The sequence below is a fragment of the Microbacterium sp. ZXT2-5 genome, assembly GCF_055329545.1.
In genome coordinates this window covers 1880718-1896642 of sequence record NZ_JBUZWD010000001.1, presented here as the reverse complement: position 1 = coordinate 1896642, position 15925 = coordinate 1880718, and the positions used below count along the sequence as shown (strand labels likewise).

11 protein-coding genes are annotated in these 15925 nt (G+C 72.1%); 5 read left to right on the top strand and 6 right to left on the bottom strand.

The features are described 5' to 3' along the window. Positions 1-44: 44 nt before the first annotated feature. Positions 45-422, bottom strand: coding sequence for a DUF4870 domain-containing protein (locus tag ACZBH1_RS08285; protein WP_336394356.1), 378 nt, complete (start codon positions 420-422; stop codon positions 45-47). Between the two features lie 464 nt (positions 423-886). Between ACZBH1_RS08285 and ACZBH1_RS08280 the strand changes: the two genes are divergently transcribed. Then, a complete protein-coding gene (locus tag ACZBH1_RS08280) occupies positions 887-7198 on the top strand; it encodes a rhamnogalacturonan lyase family protein (protein ID WP_463646669.1) in 6312 nt (2103 codons plus the stop codon). A 101-nt stretch (positions 7199-7299) separates the two neighbouring features. Here the strand turns inward: ACZBH1_RS08280 and ACZBH1_RS08275 are convergent, their stop codons facing one another. The 4 genes from ACZBH1_RS08275 to ACZBH1_RS08260 form a co-directional block, all read right to left on the bottom strand. Next, positions 7300-8061: a hypothetical protein gene (locus tag ACZBH1_RS08275; protein ID WP_463646110.1), complete on the bottom strand. Its 762-nt coding sequence runs from the start codon at positions 8059-8061 to the stop codon at positions 7300-7302. A gap of 243 nt (positions 8062-8304) precedes the next feature. Next, positions 8305-9438: an o-succinylbenzoate synthase gene (gene menC / locus ACZBH1_RS08270; RefSeq protein WP_463646109.1), complete on the bottom strand. Its 1134-nt coding sequence runs from the start codon at positions 9436-9438 to the stop codon at positions 8305-8307. A gap of 59 nt (positions 9439-9497) precedes the next feature. Beyond that, on the bottom strand, positions 9498-9662 hold the full coding sequence (locus tag ACZBH1_RS08265) for a hypothetical protein (RefSeq protein WP_336394353.1): 165 nt from the start codon (positions 9660-9662) through the stop codon (positions 9498-9500). Positions 9663-9757: 95 nt separating this feature from the next. Then, on the bottom strand, positions 9758-10705 hold the full coding sequence (locus tag ACZBH1_RS08260) for a cyclase family protein (protein ID WP_463646107.1): 948 nt from the start codon (positions 10703-10705) through the stop codon (positions 9758-9760). A 190-nt stretch (positions 10706-10895) separates the two neighbouring features. Here ACZBH1_RS08260 and ACZBH1_RS08255 point away from each other — a divergent pair, with 190 nt between their 5' ends. Then, on the top strand, positions 10896-11702 hold the full coding sequence (locus ACZBH1_RS08255; RefSeq protein ID WP_463646106.1) for an SDR family oxidoreductase: 807 nt from the start codon (positions 10896-10898) through the stop codon (positions 11700-11702). A 2-nt stretch (positions 11703-11704) separates the two neighbouring features. Next, positions 11705-11914: a hypothetical protein gene (locus ACZBH1_RS08250; RefSeq protein WP_336394350.1), complete on the top strand. Its 210-nt coding sequence runs from the start codon at positions 11705-11707 to the stop codon at positions 11912-11914. 18 nt (positions 11915-11932) lie between these two features. On the opposite strand, the gene ACZBH1_RS08245 is transcribed toward ACZBH1_RS08250, so the two are convergent. Beyond that, the gene (locus ACZBH1_RS08245) at positions 11933-12646 is read right to left on the bottom strand and encodes a GNAT family N-acetyltransferase (RefSeq protein ID WP_463646105.1); all 714 of its coding nucleotides are present in this window, start codon (positions 12644-12646) and stop codon (positions 11933-11935) included. Between the two features lie 97 nt (positions 12647-12743). Here ACZBH1_RS08245 and ACZBH1_RS08240 point away from each other — a divergent pair, with 97 nt between their 5' ends. Continuing rightward, positions 12744-14144, top strand: coding sequence for an MFS transporter (locus ACZBH1_RS08240; RefSeq protein WP_463646103.1), 1401 nt, complete (start codon positions 12744-12746; stop codon positions 14142-14144). 78 nt (positions 14145-14222) lie between these two features. Next, on the top strand, positions 14223-15908 hold the full coding sequence (locus ACZBH1_RS08235; RefSeq protein ID WP_463646102.1) for a peptide MFS transporter: 1686 nt from the start codon (positions 14223-14225) through the stop codon (positions 15906-15908). Positions 15909-15925: the final 17 nt, after the last annotated feature.

Genomic DNA, 15925 nt, shown 5'->3' with positions numbered 1-15925 from the left:
GCTCGTCCCCGCCGTCCGCCGTCGCCACGGCAGACCGCGCCGTCTCAGCTGATGAAGGAGATGGTCACCGGGTACTTGTACCAGTCGCCGCGGTTGGCCTTCACCGCGGCGACGATGCACAGCACGATGTTGAGCACGTACGCGGCGATGAGGATGAAGATGCCGATGATCACGACGCTCAGCACCGCGCCCACGATGTAGGCGATCAGCAGGGTGAGCTGGAAGTTGAGCGCGGTGGCGGTGTGGGCGCGGACGAACGGGCCCCGGTCCTTGAGCACGAGGAAGCCGATGAGCGGCGCCAGGAATCCGAAGAACAGGCCGCCGAGGTGCACGAGGGTCGCCCAGAGCTTCTCGTCGGCGGGCGACATCGGCTGCGGCGGAGGGGCGGCGCCGTACGCGGAGGGAGGTGGAGGGGTCGTCATGGCGTCAGCCTACTGGCGCGCACAGGACCGGCAGGAGGGGGATGCCCCCCGACTTCACGGCGGGGCGGCCCTCCCACCGCGCGCGGCGCCCGGACGCCGCGTTGGCGCGGGCCCGCCGCCGGGGTGGTCCGTAAGCACCCCGGCGGCGGGGGTTTGGGAAAGCGTTCGCCCGAGAACCTAGGCCACAGGTCGCCGGTGGCGCAAGCCTCGGCGGCGACATCGCAAAAACGTTTCAGAAATGTCTTGCCCCTCCGCCCGGCCGCATGTCAGACTGCCAGCGGCTTCCATCGGAATACGCTTTCCGTCGGAGCCGACAACAAATCGGACCGGAGTATCCCCACCCCGGCCCGACCGGACAGGGCTCGAGTCCGTACGCGCCCGGTTCACGTCGACGGCTGTCGCGATGTCGCGTCCGCCGCCGTCATCCTTTGCCGATGCTGACAACAGGAGGAACCGTGCCCCACGTGTCCGCACGCGCCGACGGCGCGCAGCGACCCGCTGACCACGCCCCCATGCCCCGGGCTCCCCGCCACGGGCTCCGCCTCGCCGCGATCGCCGGCGCCACCGCCGTCGTCGCGGCCCTGCTCACCGCGACCCCGGCCGCCGCGTCCCTCGCCCCCGCCGAGGACGGAGCGTGGCGCTTCGACTTCGGCACCGCGTCGAGCCCCGTGGCGGACGGCTGGCAGCAGGTGCTCACCACGTCGCTCCACACGGCGGAAGCGGGGTGGGGCATCACTGTGCCCGACGGCGCCACGCTCTTCGACCGCGACCGCACGGGCAATCGCACGCCGGCCGATCCCGTCGCCGAGGACTTCGTCGCCGGGACGAACTGGGGATTCCTCCTCGACGGCGTGCCGGTCGGCGAGTACGACGTGACCCTCACGATCGGCGACGCCCTGACGGGGACCTCGGGCACCAACGCGACGATGTCGCTCGAGGGGATCGCCCAGACCCGTCTGATCACCGGCGGCGCGGCGACCACGACGGAGACGTTCCGCACCACGGTCGAAGACGGCCAGCTCACCGTGGGCTTCACCGGCAGCGGGCTCGGCGCGTACGTCAACGGCCTCGTCGTCGCGCCGGTCGTGCCCGACGCCCCCGCGGACCTCGCCACAACGCGGGTCGCCTGGAACGGCGTCGACCTCGCGTGGTCGCCCGCGGACGGCGCCGCGACCTATCAGGTGCTCCGTGCCGACGTCGTCGGCGACACCACCGGCGAGTTCTCCCAGATCGCCGAGACCACGGAGCCCTCGTACTCCGACACCTCTGTCGTCGAGGGCGACTCGTACGCGTATGCGGTGGTCGCCGTGAGCGCGTACGACCGCACCTCGGAGCGGACCGCCGAGGTGCGCAGCGGCGTGATCCCCGCGCTCGTCGCGCCCGAGGCCCCGAGCGACCTCGCGGTCTCGCAGGTGACGCGGGAAGCCGTCGTCCTGACCTGGTCGGCGGTGGCCAACGGCGACGAGTACGTCGTCGAGCGCGCCGGCGCCGACGGCGTCTTCGCCGAGATCGCCACGCTGACGACACCCGGGCACACCGACACCGTCGACACCTCGGCGGAATGGTCCTACCGCGTGACGGCCCGCAATCTGGCTGGGGCCTCCCCCGCGTCGGCGGTCGTCATCGCGCCCGCCTACGTCGCGCCCGCCCCGCTCCCCGAGAGCGACGTCGTCACCTTCGACTTCGGCCCCGGCGCGGTGGCCGAGGGAGCGCTCGGCGTCACCTCGTCGACCGCGTTCAGCGACGAGTGGGGCTACGGCTTCTCGACGGCCCCCGCCGCCGAGACGCCCGACGTCGACCGCGGCACCGACGACGCCCTGCGCAGCGACTTCGTCGCCGTCGCGGGGGCGACCTTCGAGGTGGATCTCGGCGCCGGCGACTACTCCGTGCAGCTGGTGGCGGGCGACGAGGAGAGCCCGACGACCACCACGATGACGGCGGAGTCGATCGCGAAGGTGCAGTCCAACCCGCAGGGCGCGGGCTCGTACCTGCAGATGGCGTTCCCGATCGCCCTGGTCGACGGCCGCCTCACCCTGCAGTTCGGCGGGGACGCGGCATCCGTCAACGCCCTCACCATCACGCGACTGCCCGGGCGCGTCGCGGGCGCCATCACGACGGCGTACCTCACGGGCGACTCGACCGTGCAGACCTACGACCCGATCGCCTACGCGCCGCAGGCGGGGTGGGGGCAGATGCTCGACCGGTTCCTCGCCGACGACATCGCCGTCGCCAACCACGCGATCGGCGGCCGCTCGTCGAAGAACTTCCTCACGCAGGGCCGCCTCGACGAGGTGCTGCGCAGCATCCGTCCCGGCGACTACCTGTTCGTGCAGTTCGGGCACAACGACGCCACCCAGGGCGTCGACGACCGCTACGCGAGCCCCGAGGACTACAAGGAGTATCTGCGCGTCTACGTGGAGGGCGCACGGCAGCGCGGTGCCACCCCGATCCTCGTCACGCCGGTGTCGCGGCGCAGCTTCGACCCCGCGACCGGCCTCTTCAACGTCAGCTTCCCGGAGTACGTGGCGAAGATGACCGAGCTCGCGGTCGAGGAGGACGTGCTGCTGGTCGACCTGTCGGCCTCCAGCCGGGCCTACCTCGACGAGATCGGCCCGGAGGCGGCCAAGGCGGTCTTCCTCCACGTCGACCCCGGCGTGTTCCCCAACCGTCCCGCTGGGACCGTCGACGACACGCACTTCCAGGAGTACGGCGCCATCCAGATGGCCCGCCTGGTCGCGCAGGACGTCGCCGGCCTCGACACCCCGCTCGCGGCCAAGGTCTCCGACATCGAGCCGCCCGCCGAGGTGCCGCCGGCGCCGCAGAATCTCGTCGCGGGTGCGATCAGCAACGGCGGGGCGACGCTGCAGTGGGATGCCTCGCCGACGGCGGACATCTACAAGATCCACCGTCAGGCCGTCGCCGACCCCGATCCGGAGTGGGCCCTCGTCGGCATGGTGACCCAGACGAGCTCGATCGTGCAGGGTCTCGCGGAGGGCACCGCCTACCGGTACCGCGTCGTCGCGGTCAACGGCCGGGGCGACTCCGAGCCGAGCGCCGTGGTGACCTTCACCACGAAGCAGGCGCTGTACAAGTACGACTTCCAGCTCGCGGGCAACCCGCTCATGGCCGGCTACACCGAGGTCACTCCCGACCTCACGTACACGACCGAGCGCGGCTACGGCTTCCTCGGCGTCCTGCCGGCGAACGCCGGGCGCGATCGCGGCGCGGCCGAGGGCTCGAACGACCTCGTGCGCGACTTCGTGCTCCCCGGCGACAGCTCGACCTTCGCGCTGGACGTGCCCAACGGCACGTACTCGATGAAGACGTACTCGGGCGACTGGATCGGCTCGAGCCGGACGAGCTTCCGCATCGAAGGCAGGGACGCAGGTTCGGGCAACGCCGGCCGCGCCTCGGTCAACGCCACGCTGCGCGGACCGTTCCTCGTCACCGACGGTCAGCTGAACGTCGAGGCCTACGGCGCAGCGTCGGGCACACGTCTCAACGGCCTGGAGATCACGCCGATCCTGCTGGGTCCGGTGGGGCTCGAGGTCACCGACGTCGACGCCGACCCGGCCGCGCCCAGCGTCTCGCTGGCGTGGGATGCCGAGCCGGACCTCACCTGGAACGTCTACCGTCAGTCCCCGTTCGACGCGAAGCCGGTGCGGATCGCCGCGGTCGACGAGCCCGCGTACGTCGACACGACAGCCCGCGTGGGTCTGGACTACGAGTACCACGTGACCGCGATCGACCAGACGAAGCTCGAGTCGGTGCCGTCGGCGACCGCCGAGGTGTCCTTCGTCGACCCGGAGGTGACGCCGCCGGCCGCACCGGACGGGCTGACCGTCGAGGCCATCGAGAAGAACTCGGTGGAGCTCTCGTGGGCGCAGCCGCTGGGCGCGCTGTACTACCTGGTGTTCCGCTCCGAAGTGGAGGGCGAGCGCGGCGAACTGATCGGCGTGGCCGACACCAGCCGGTTCACCGACGGCGAGGTGCTCACCACGATCCCGTACTTCTACACGGTGGTCCCGGTGAACGCGGGCGGCGCCGGTGCGGCGTCGGCACAGCTGAAGACGGAGGCCGTGACGGTGCTGCAGCGGCAGGCGGAGTACCTCGATCGCGCTCCCGCGGCGGTGGCGACGGATGCCGGCAACCTGGTCTCGTGGCGCATGCTCGGCACCGACCCCGACAGCGTGGCGTTCCACGTCTACCGTGACGGCGCGCGCGTCACCACGACGCCGATCACCGACTCGACCAACTTCCTGGACGAGGCCGGGGACGAGGCATCCGTCTACTTCGTCACGAAGGTGCTGGACGGCGTGGAGGTCACCGACACCGACGAGTTCACGGTGCAGACCGGTGCGTACCGCTCGGTGCCGCTGGACAAGCCGGCGGACGCCTACTCCAAGGACGGCCAGCCGTACGGCTACCGCGCGAACGACGTCAGCGTCGGCGATGTCGACGGCGACGGTCAGTACGAGCTGTTCGTGAAGTGGGATCCCACGAACTCGAAGGACAACTCGTCCGGCGGGTACACCGGGAACGTCTACCTCGACGCCTACCGCCTCGACGGCACGCGGCTGTGGCGGATCGACCTCGGCGTGAACATCCGGGCAGGCGCCCACTACACGCAGTTCCAGGTGTACGACTACGACGGCAACGGCCGCGCCGAGGTCATCATGAAGACCGCCGACGGCACGATCGACGGCACCGGTCAGCCGATCGGCAACGCCGGCGCCGACCACCGCAACAGCTCGGGCTACGTGCTGACCGGACCGGAGTACCTCACGGTCTTCGACGGCGCCACCGGTGCCGCCATCGACACGGTGGACTACGTGCCGGCCCGAGGCGACGTCGGGGCGTGGGGCGACACGTACGGCAACCGGGTCGACCGGTTCCTGGCGGGCACCGCCTACCTCGACGGCGAGCGCCCGAGTGCGGTGTTCAGTCGCGGGTACTACACGCGCGCCGTCGTCGCCGCCTACGACTTCGACGGCGAGCAGCTCACCGAGCGGTGGGTGCTCGACTCGAACGACGAGGGCAACGAGGGCCTGTACGGCGAGGGCAACCACAACCTGTCGGTGGCCGATGTCGACGGCGACGCCAAGGACGAGATCGTCTTCGGCTCGGCGACGATCGACGACGACGGCGAGGTGCTGTACGCGACGGGGCTCGGCCACGGCGACGCGCTGCACGTGTCGGACCTCGTCCCGTCCCGCCCGGGCCTGGAGGTCTTCGCGGCGCACGAGGACATGAGCTCGTCGCAGAACCGCGGCGCGACCATGCGCGACGCGCGCACCGGCGAGATCCTCTGGGACATCCCGGCGGACCGCGACACCGGCCGTGCCGCCTCCGGCGACATCGACCCCCGCTACGAGGGTGCCGAGGGCTGGGCGGTCGGCGGCGACGCCGCGTGGAACTCGCGCGAGGGGTACCTCATGTCGGCGGACGGCGAGCGCATCGGCAGTGCGATCCCGGCGGCGAACTTCCTCGCCTGGTTCGACGGCGACCCGCTGCGCGAGATCGTCGACCACGAGTTCGACGACGGGCCGCGCACCGGCGTGCCGACCGTGTCGAAGTGGGACGCGGAGTCGCAGTCGTCGGAGGTGATCCTGCGCGCCGAGGGCGCCCTGTCGAACAACGACACCAAGGGCACGCCCAACGTGCAGGCCGACCTCTTCGGCGACTGGCGCGAGGAGATCGCGTGGCGGTCGACCGATTCGACCGAGCTGCGCATCTACTCCACGACGGACGAGACCGACCTGCGCATCCGCACGCTGATGCACGACCCGGTCTACCGCCTGTCGGTGGCGTGGCAGAACACCGGCTACAACCAGCCGCCGCAGACGAGCTTCTTCCTCGGCGACGGCATGGAGCAGCCGCCGGCACCGCGCATCGCGGTGACGGGCGACCCCTCGGGGGCGACCGACACCACCGCCCCGGTGGTGAGCGGGCTGCCCGCCGACGGCACGCTGCTGGCGAGCACGGCGGTCCTCACGGTGGAGGTGACCGCGGACGACCCGGAGTCGGGCGTGCGCAACCTCGACATCGCGTTCGACGGCGAGCCGGTGGCCCCTGGCCAGGTCATTGAGCTCGACGGGCTGGTGGGAACCCACACGCTCACGGTCAACGCGGTGAACCACGACGGCCTGGTCACCCAGGCGTCGGCGCAGCTGCTCGTGTTCGACGACGAAGGTCCGACCGCGGCGCCGGGCCGCGGCATCCTGTCGACGAACTCCGGCTGGGACGACGGTCTCCACGACGGAACCTTCACGGTGTCGATGAATCTGTGGCACGGGGTGAACGGCGCGGTGTACAGGCTGTACGAGAACGGCGCGCTGATCTCGACGAAGCTGCTGGACGCCGACTCGCCGAACGCGCAGGTGTCGACCGTCGACGTGAGCGGCAAGCCCAACGGCACGTACGTGTACACGGGTGAGCTGATCAACGCCGCAGGCGCCACGGCGACGTCGTCGGTCACCGTGAAGGTGGCGGATGCCGCTCCCGCGGTGCCCGTCCTCTCGCACGACAACCGCGACAAGGACGGGAACTACACCGTCACCGCGAACCTGTGGTGGGGCACCAACGGCACGAGCTACCGGCTGTACGAGAACGGCGTGCTGATCGACGAGCAGGCGCTCGAGGCGGCATCCCCGAACGCGCAGCAGGCCCGGACCGCGATCGCGGGACGCGCGCCCGGCACGTACACCTACGTGGCGGAGTTCGCCAACGCCGCCGGAGCCACCAGCTCCAAGGCGATCACGGTGACGGTGCGGTAGCCCGACCAGCGCCGGACGCGGCCGGTCGCCCTCGGGCGGCCGGCCGCTCGCCGTTCGTGGCGCTGACTTCGGGTCGCTCGGCGCGGGGCGCGCGGCGATGGTCAGCCGGCGAAGCCGCACCAGGAGGCGACCCACGACAGGATCCTGCCCCGCATGTCCTCGCCGACGAAGAGCTCGACCTCGCCCGCCTCGCCGTCGACGGCGACGCGGACGCCGAAGATCGTCCCGCGCTTGTCCTCCTGCACGGCGTGCGGGTCGCAGCGGGTCGGTGTCAGCGGAAGGGAGACGACCGAGGGCTCCGCCTCCGCCGCGGCGATCTCGCGCTGCAGCGGGTACAGGTCCGCCTCGGGCGGGAGTCCCGCGAAGCCGAGCAGGTTCGTCCGCTCGATGCCGACGAGGGTCGCCGCGGCATCCCCGGTGGGCGCGACGGTCAGCTCCAGGGCGGCCGGCTCGCCGGGGGGCGACGGCGTGAACCCGGTGAAGGCGAGGGAGGCGGCATCCGTCACCCGCTCGAGCAGGCACTCGCGCGCGTGCAGCGCCGCGACGAACCCGAGCGGATCGGGAGCGGACGCCGTCATCTCGACGCTGCCGTCGTCGCCGACGATCTCGAGCACGGCCTCGGCCTCGGCGTCGTCGGGCACGGAGCACTCGACGGGAGGCAGCTGGACGCGGATGTCGGCCGCGCCGCCCGCGGGGATCGTGCTGACGCGACCCTCGATCACGCGGGTGACCGGGCCCTCGAACCGCGGGTCTTCGACGCGCACGGCACCGACGGTGACCGCGGCATCGGACGCGTTCGCCACCCGCACCTGGGCCTGTCGCGGTCCGACGTCGGAGCGCAGCTGGTGCAGCTCGACGGTCACCCCGGCGGGCAGGCTCGGCGTGGCCGACGGCGCCGGTGTCGGCGTGCAGCCGGCGAGCAGCAGAATCCCCGCGACAACCGCGCCGATCCGCCCGCGTCGGCCTGGCCTCTCGACCGCCGGCCGTACCGTTCGCAGGACCGATCCCGGCCCTCGCCCCGGTGCGGCGGCGTGTCGGGGCCTCCGTCGCCCTTCCGTCGTGCGAACGGTACGCCGCTGCGCGCGCATGGCCGGATCTGCGCCCGGCTACCGGGTCAGCGTCTCGCGCGCGACGGTGAAGTCGTCGAGGGCGACCGGGTCGATCTCGACGCCGAGCCCGTGGCCGGTGGGCACCCGCACGTGCCCGTCCTCCAGGACGGCCGGCTCGGTGACGATGTCGCGGCGGTAGAAGCGGTCCGACGCCGAGACGTCGCCGGGCAGCGTGAACCCGGGGAGGGCGGCGAGCGCGGCGTTGGCCGCGCGGCCGATGCCCGTCTCGAGCATGCCCCCGCACCACACCGGGACGCCGGCGGCGAGGCAGCGGTCGTGGATGCGCACCGCCTCGAGATATCCACCGACGCGGCCCGCCTTGATGTTGACGACGGATGCCGAGCCCAGCGCCAGCGCGTCGGCTGCGGCCTTGTCCGACACGATCGACTCGTCCAGGCACACCGGCGTGCGCAGGCGCCGCGCGAGCGTGGCGTGGTCGACGAGGTCGTCCTCCTGCAGCGGCTGCTCGATGAGGAGCAGGTCGAAGCGGTCCAGCTCCGCCAGGGTGTCGGCATCCGCCATCGTGTAGGCGGAGTTCGCGTCGACCTGCAGCGGGATGCCGCCGAACGCGTCGCGCACGGCCGCCGTGTCGGCCACGTCGCGGCCGGGCTTGATCTTGATCTTTATGCGCACGTACCCCTCGTCGAGGTAGCCGCGCACGGTGTCGACGAGCGCGGCCGGGTCGCGCTGGATGCCGACGGACACCCCGCTCGGCACGCGGTCGTGCACGGCGCCGACGTATGCGCCGAAGCTGCGCCCCTCGGCGCGCAGGGCCGCGTCGAGCACGGCGAGTTCGAGGCCCGCCTTCGCCATGCGGTGCCCCTTGAACGGCTCGAGCGCGCCCGCGATCTCGTGCGGGGCGATGAGGTGGCGGTCCAGCAGAGCCGGCACGAGGAAGCGCAGCGAGACGTCCCACGCGCCCTGCGTGTACTCGCTCGAGTAGAGCGGGTCGGACTGCGTCACGATCTCACCCCAGCCCTCGCCGTCAGAGGTCAGCGCGCGGACGACGATGACCTCGCGCACCGTCTCGGTGCCGAACGACGTCGTGAACGGGGCGACCAGCGGCACGTGCAGCACGCGCAGCTCGAAGCCTTGCAGGGCGACGGATGCCGCCGGGGTGGCGATGGGCATGCGCTCAGCGTACGCCCGGGCCCGAGCGGTGCCTCGGCCTGGAGACCGGGCGTCGCGGGTCAGTGGGCGAAGCGCTGCGGCACGACGTCGCGGCGCACCGGCACGTACGTCGAGCGGGCGATGCGCGGCCGGCGCCGGCGGGGCTCGCGGGGGGCGGTGTGCTGCGCCTGGCCGCGCATGGTGTCGGTCAGGGCGACGATCAGGGTCTCGATGTGCTCGCGCATGGCTTCTCCTCGTTCGCCTGAGAAGAGCGGCGGAGCCTCGCGCTGATACGTCCCTCTTACGGCGCCCAGGGACGCCCGTCAGGCAGGGAGGTGCGTCAGGCGGGGACCTCGGCGAAGGCCCGCACCGGGAACGTGCCGAAGCCCGCGACGGCAGGCGGGGCGGCGGTGAAGCGCGCACCCCGCGCGGGCAGGGATCCGAGGTTGGTGAGGTGCTCGACGACGTGCACCCCCGCACCGAGGAGCAGCGAGTGGGCGGGGCGCTCGCCTCCTCCCGCACCCGTCGAAGGGTCGGCGTCGTCGATGTTGACCGAGTCGATGCCGACCAGCACGGCCCCGGCGTCGATCAGCCACTGCGCGGCCTCGCCGGTGAGGAACGGCGCGCCGGCGCCGTACTCCGGCAGCCCGAACCAGCGGTCCCAGCCGGTGTGCAGGAGCACGGCGGCTCCGCGCACGTCGCGATCGGCGAGGGTGGTGGAGCGGATGCCTCGGCGCGCGGCATCCCACGCGTCCTCGAGGTGGAACACCTCGGCGCGCAGCCCCACCAGTGTCGAGAGGTCGAGCCCGGCGAGGTCGCTGCCCTCGGCGTAGCGGTGGTACGGCGAGTCGAGGTAGGTGCCGGTGTTGCCGATCATCGTGATGACGTCCATCGCGAACTCGGTGCCGGGCGCGTAGCGGGCGCGGGAGTCCTCGCGGGTGAGATGCGGCGTGATGGTCGGCGCCGGCAGCCCGGGGTACGTGACGAGCCCGGCGCGGATCGGGTGGCTGAGGTCCACGACGCGGGTCGCGCCCTGCGTCGCAGCCGCTCCGGCGTCGACGCCGCGGCTGCCGCGGTGCGGCTCCTCGACCACCCGCAGGGCCCGCAGCTCGACCTCGTCGACGAGGGCGAGGCCGAGGTGGATGACGAGGAGGCGCGCCACCTCGTCGTCGGCGACGTCGGCCGACGGCAGATCCAGCCGGAATCCCGTGCCGGACAGCGCACCGCCGTTGGCGAAGCGGATATCGAAGTCGAAGTGCGCGCGATACTGCGCAGGCGAGGTCGGCATGCCGGTCAGCCTAGACAGGATCACCCGCGGTCGACCGGAGGAAAAACGCGAAGCAGCGGACGATTCCCGCCGATCTCTCCTCCTTCCTCCGGTCGTCCTCGACGGAGCCGCCGGCGGCGTCGCGTAGCCCCGGGGCGCCGCGAGCGCAACCCCGTGCCACCGCTGAGAGCGCGCTCGTAGCCTCGAGCCCATGCAGACCTTCGACTTCTCCCCGCGCCGCGCGATCGTGACCGCCTCGGACTCGGGCATCGGGCAGGCGACGGCCATCGCCCTCGCCGAGGCCGGCCTCGATGTCGGCATCACCTGGCACAGCGACGAGGAGGGCGCGCAGCGCACCGCCGACGCCGTCCGCGAGCGGGGCCGCACCGCGGAGGTGGCGCAGTTCGACGCCACCGACCTCGACGGCGTCGCGCCGGCGATCGACGGGCTCGTCGAGCGGCTCGGCGGGCTGGACGTCTTCGTGAACAACGCCGGCGGCGGCTCCGGCGGCCCGTTCCTCGAGGTGTCGGTCGAGGACTGGCGGCAGGTCGTCGCACTGAACCTCGACGGCGCCTTCGCCGCGCTCCAGGCGGCGGCGCGGCACATGGTGCGTGCCGGGCAGGGCGGGCGCCTCATCGCCATCACGAGCGTGCACGAGACGCAGCCCCGGGTGGGCTCGGCCGCCTACGTCGCCGCCAAGCACGGCCTCGGCGGCCTCATCGAGACGATGGCGCAGGAGCTCGGCGAGCACGCCATCACCGCGAATGCCGTCGCACCGGGCGAGATCGCGACGCCGCTGACCGACCAGGACCCGGAGGACGCCGAGCGCACGCACCGCCCGGGCATACCGCTCGGGCGGCCCGGCAAGCCGCAGGAGATCGCGGCGGTCGTCGCGTTCCTGGCGTCGCCCGCGGCGAGCTACGTGACGGGCGCGAGCTGGACGGTCGACGGCGGGATGCTGCAGATGGGGCCCCAGGCGGGCTCGCACCTGAAGAGCGACGAGTGGCGGAAGGGATGAGCATGGCGCAGGACAGCGGCCGGGCGACGGACGGCACCGGCATGACGGATGAGGAGAAGCGCCGCGATCAGCTGACGTCGGCGCCGAACGCGGTGGAGTCCGACGCCGATCCGCGGATCGACGTGACGCACCGCGACGGCGTCACCCGCATCGACATCCGCGACGACGCCGACGTGCGGCCGGGCGACCCGACGAAGGACCCGGGCGAGTAGCACCTGGTGCGCCACGCGTCAGCGGCGCACCAGCAGGTAGCCGCGCGCGTCGTCGAAGCCGCCGATCACGAGACCCTCGGCCAGGTGCCGGGTGAGCTGCTCGCGCACGCGCAGACGCCAGGCCGCGGCATCCGCCGGCGCGTTCCGCCGCATCGTCTCGATGTCGCGCGGGATCTCGACGGACGCGACCACGCGGTCGTCGCCGGGCGTCGGCACCGGCGGCGCGGCGAGCGCCCACGACACCATGATTCGGTCGGTCTGGTCGCCCCGATTGACCCCGTCGTCCATCGCGCCGTAGTGGTTCACGAGGTACTCGGTCGCGCGCGTGCCGAGCACGCGCAGGTTGAAGTGCGCGTTGCGGGCGACGAGCGGGTCGAACGTCCAGGTGATGTGGCCGACGCCGCGGGCGAGCGCCCACTCCCGCTGGTGCTGCTTGATCACACGGCCGACGCCACGCGCCTGGCGACCGGGGAGCACCCCGGTGATGTGGCTGTGCATCGAGCGCGACGCTGGGTCGCCGAAGAATGCGACGGATGCCCCCACCATCTGCTCCCCGTCGTAGACGCCGACCGCGTAGTTGCCGGAGTGGGCGAGGGCGCGCAGCAGATTCGGCGGCATGCCGCCCGGGTCGCCGCCCCACACCTCGGCCAGCACCCGCGCGGCGAGGTGGACCTGCTCGACGGTGTCGAGGGGGATGATGTCGATGCCCGGCGGCGGCACGGTGGGGGCCATGCCCTCAGTCTGCACCCGCGGAGCCCGCCCGCCCGAGCGCCGATAGCCTGAACTGATGCACACGGGTGATGAGGACGCGAGAAGCCGACTCACCCGGATGCCTCGCCAGGGCGCGATCGTGGCGGTCCTGGCGATCGCCGGCCTGGCCTCGTCGTTCATGTTCACGCTGGTCGTGCCGATCCAGTCCAAGCTGCCCGAGCTGCTCGACGCCAGCCGCGAGGACACCGCGTGGGTCGTGACCTCGACGCTGCTGGCGGCCGCGGTGATGACCCCGATCGCGGGGCGCCTGGGCGACATGTACGGCAAGCGCCGCATCGTGCTCGTGCTCCTGGCGCTGCTGGTGGTCGGCTCGGTCATCGCCGCGGCATCCACCGGCATCATCGGCGTGATCATCGGGCGCACGCTCCAGGGGGCGGTCACCGGCGTCGTCCCGCTCGGCATCTCGATCCTGCGCGACGTGCTGCACGAGGACCGGGTGGACTCGGCCATCGCGCTCATCAGCGCGACGCTCGGCGTCGGCGGCGCGCTCGGCCTCCCGATCAGCGCGCTCATCACCGAGCGCAGCGACTGGCACGTGCTGTTCTGGGTCTCGGCCGGGCTCGGCGCGGTCGTGTTCGCGCTCGTGCTGTGGATCGTGCCCGTCAGCGCGCTGCGCACGGGTGGGCGGTTCGACTACGTGGGCACCGCCGGGCTCGCGGTGGGCCTGCTGGGCGTGCTGCTCGCGATCTCGCGCGGCAACGAGTGGGGCTGGACGTCGCCCGCCACGCTGGTCAGCGGTCTCGGCGGCCTCCTGGTGCTGCTGGTGTGGGGCTGGTACGAGCTGCGCATCGCCGAGCCGCTCCTGGATCTGCGCGTGGCCGCGCGTCGGCCGGTGCTGCTGACGAACATCACGTCCATCGCCTTCGGCTTCTCGCTGTTCGCGTCGAACGTCGTCTATCCGCAGATGCTCGAGCTGCCCGCCACGGTGGGCGGCTTCGGCCTGTCGCTGGTCGCCGCGAGCCTCGTGGTCATGCCGGCGGGCCTGGTGATGATGGTGCTCTCGCCGTTCTCGGGGCGCCTTGCGCGCACCATGGGGCCGAAGCTCCTCCTCGTGCTCGGCGCCATCGCCCTCGTGCTGACCTACGGGTTCACGCTCCTGTTCGCGAGCGAGGTGTGGCAGATCCTCGTCGCGAACATCGGCATCGGATTCGGGATCGGCTTCGGCTATGCCGCGATGCCGATGCTCATCATGCGCTCCGTGCCGCAGTCCGAGACGGGCGCGTCGAACGGCCTCAACGCGCTGTTCCGCTCGCTGGGCACGAGCACGGCCGCGGCCGTCGTCGGCGCGGTGCTGGCCACCTACGTGGTCGACCTCGACGGCGCGGCGGTCCCCGGCCCCGCCGCTTTCCAGGTCTCCTTCCTGCTCGGCGGCGCGGCCGCGGTGGTCGCCCTCCTCGTGGCGCTGTTCATCCCGCGTCATCACTCGCCGCAGGAGCGGCATCCGTCCCTCCCGGAGTGAGCAGCACCCCTCCCGCGCGCGGGCGGTGCCCGCTACCCTGACGGGGAAACCGGGGGGCGACGGGAGCGAGGCGAGCTCATGGACGAGCGCGATCAGGGGTTCGACGACGGCGAGGGCGCACGGCTCGGGGACGGCGCACGGGATGCCGAGAGCCGACGCGAGCAGGTCCCGGTCGGCCCGCCCGACGGCGCCACCGCGGCCGCCGGCGACACGGGCGCGGCGTCGGGCGACACCGGCGCGGCGTCGGGCGATACGGGCGCGGCGTCGCGGACGGCAGCGGCCCGCAGCGGAACGGACGCGGCGGCGACGACCGCCGACGACGGCGCCGACCACGACTCCCGGTTCTTCGGGCAGCCGTGGGCGCTCGCGCACATCTTCGGCGTGGAGATGTGGGAGCGGTTCAGCTTCTACGGCATGCAGGGCATCCTGCTCATCTACATGTACTACTCCGTGTCCGAGGGCGGGCTCGGCATTCCCGAGGCGACGGCGACGGGCATCGTCGGCGCGTACGGCGGCACGGTGTACCTGTCGACGATCCTCGGAGCGTGGGTCGCGGACCGCCTGCTCGGCTCGGAGCGCGTGCTCTTCTTCAGCGCCTGGGTCATCATGGCCGGCCACATCGCGCTGGCGCTGCTGCCGAGCGTGTGGGGGCTCGGCGTCGGCCTCATCCTGGTCGCCGTCGGCTCCGGCGGGCTGAAGGCGAACGCGACGGCCGTCGTCGGCACGCTCTACTCGGCGAAGGACCCGCGCCGGGATGCCGGCTTCTCGCTGTTCTACCTCGGCATCAACCTCGGTGCGTTCCTCGGGCCCATCGTGACCGGATTCCTGCAGAGCAGCGTCGGCTTCCACTGGGGCTTCGGCGCCGCGGCGGTCGGCATGGCGATCGGGCTGACGCAGTACTCGTTCGGGCGGAAGCAGCTCCCCGCGTCCTCGCGCGTCGTCGCCAACCCGCTGCCGGCGAACCGTCGCGGGCTCATGATCGGCGTCGCGGTCGCCGGCATCCTGGTTCTCGTCATTCTCGTGCTCACCGGGGTGATCCGCGCCGACAACCTGGCGGGCATCGTGATCCTCGTCACCCTCGTGGCGGCGATCGCCTACTTCTCGGTCATCATCACCTCGCGTGCGATCGGCGCGGACGACCGGTCGCGCGTGATCGGGTTCATCCCGCTCTTCGTCGTGAACGTCGGGTTCTGGTCGCTGTACCAGCAGCAGTTCACGGTGCTGACCATCTACTCCGACAAGCAGCTGGACCGCACGATCCTCGGGTGGGAGATGCCGGTGTCGTGGGTCAATTCGATCAACCCGGTGTTCGTGATCATCCTCTCCGGCGTGTTCGCCGCGATCTGGACGAGGCTCGGCGATCGCGCGCCGTCGGCGCCGATGAAGTTCTCGCTCGGCGCGATGATCATGGGCGTTGCGTTCCTGCTGTTCCTGCCCTGGGCGAACGGCGCGCCGAACTCGACGCCGCTGCTGGCGATCGTGCTGATCCTGTTCGTGTTCACCATCGCCGAGCTGTTCATCTCGCCGCCCGGGCTCTCGGTCACGACGAAGCTCGCACCCGAGCGGTTCCACACCCAGATGGTCGCGCTGTACTTCCTGTCCATCGCCCTGGGCACCGCGATCGCCGGCTGGCTCGCCCAGTTCTACAACCCCGAGGACGAGGTGCCCTACTTCACGATCCTCGGCGGCATCGCCATCGTGCTGGGCCTCGCACTGCTGGCCGCAGTGAAGCCCGTGCTTCGGCTCATGCGGGGCGTGCGCTGAGGCGGGCGTGCGCTGAG

Coding starts and splice junctions, on each gene's coding strand:
- ACZBH1_RS08285 (WP_336394356.1), bottom strand. CDS start 422: ATGACGACCCCTCCACCTCCCTCCGCGTACGGCGCCGCCCCTCCGCCG.
- menC (WP_463646109.1), bottom strand. CDS start 9,438: ATGCCCATCGCCACCCCGGCGGCATCCGTCGCCCTGCAAGGCTTCGAG.
- ACZBH1_RS08265 (WP_336394353.1), bottom strand. CDS start 9,662: ATGCGCGAGCACATCGAGACCCTGATCGTCGCCCTGACCGACACCATG.
- ACZBH1_RS08260 (WP_463646107.1), bottom strand. CDS start 10,705: ATGCCGACCTCGCCTGCGCAGTATCGCGCGCACTTCGACTTCGATATC.
- ACZBH1_RS08255 (WP_463646106.1), top strand. CDS start 10,896: ATGCAGACCTTCGACTTCTCCCCGCGCCGCGCGATCGTGACCGCCTCG.
- ACZBH1_RS08250 (WP_336394350.1), top strand. CDS start 11,705: ATGGCGCAGGACAGCGGCCGGGCGACGGACGGCACCGGCATGACGGAT.
- ACZBH1_RS08245 (WP_463646105.1), bottom strand. CDS start 12,646: ATGGCCCCCACCGTGCCGCCGCCGGGCATCGACATCATCCCCCTCGAC.
- ACZBH1_RS08240 (WP_463646103.1), top strand. CDS start 12,744: ATGCCTCGCCAGGGCGCGATCGTGGCGGTCCTGGCGATCGCCGGCCTG.
- ACZBH1_RS08235 (WP_463646102.1), top strand. CDS start 14,223: ATGGACGAGCGCGATCAGGGGTTCGACGACGGCGAGGGCGCACGGCTC.